Origin of the sequence: Escherichia sp. E2661, assembly GCF_004745185.1 — a bacterium.
Classification (GTDB): domain Bacteria; phylum Pseudomonadota; class Gammaproteobacteria; order Enterobacterales; family Enterobacteriaceae; genus Escherichia.
In genome coordinates, this window is the sequence record NZ_PDIG01000058.1 from 1 (window position 1) to 671 (window position 671).

At 49.9% G+C, this 671-nt stretch carries 1 pseudogene; it reads right to left on the reverse strand.

Features of this window, described 5'->3' with window-relative positions:
* A pseudogene (locus CRI63_RS23600) lies at positions 1-671 on the reverse strand (sigma 54-interacting transcriptional regulator); the annotation flags it as partial.

Sequence of the window (671 nt, forward strand, 5' to 3'; positions counted from 1 at the left end):
TGCCTGATGACAAGCGTAAGCAAAGAGATCTTTACCTGTGCCGGTATCACCCGTGATCAGCAGCGGTGCGCTTAACATTGCTAACTTTTGCGCCTGCTCTACCGCATGCTTCATTTTAGGACTGATGGCGACAATCTGACTGAAGGCGCTGACATCCTGGGCGGCCACATTTTGCAACTGACGGCCCATACGGATGGTTGAGCGCAGCATCACTACCGCACCGGTCAGGACATGCTGGTCGTTTTCATCCTGAAGATAGACTGGCGTTATCTCCATCAGAAAATTTTGTCCATTAATCACTACATGTTCGTTATGTGAATCCTGCGGGTCGCTCTCAAGCCAACGTAAAAAATTAAATCCGTTAATCAATTGCGCAGCGGTATGATTACGTAAGCGCTCCAGTTTTTGCCCGAATAGCTGACAGCTCGCCGGATTTGCCATGTCCACCTTGCTTTTCATATCGACAGAAAGCACGGGTTCAGGCAATGCTTCAAGCAATGCGCTCAACGCCTGATGTTCTCGCTCGGAAGGCATCCACGGCACAGTGCGCACATCGGTACGCCCGCAATACGGCGTATTTCCGCCATCAAACTGCTGAAACTGTCAAAATCCAGTTCGGCAAAATTCAGGTAAATCCGCCCGATTGGGTCAATCTCAATACCGCGTAAATC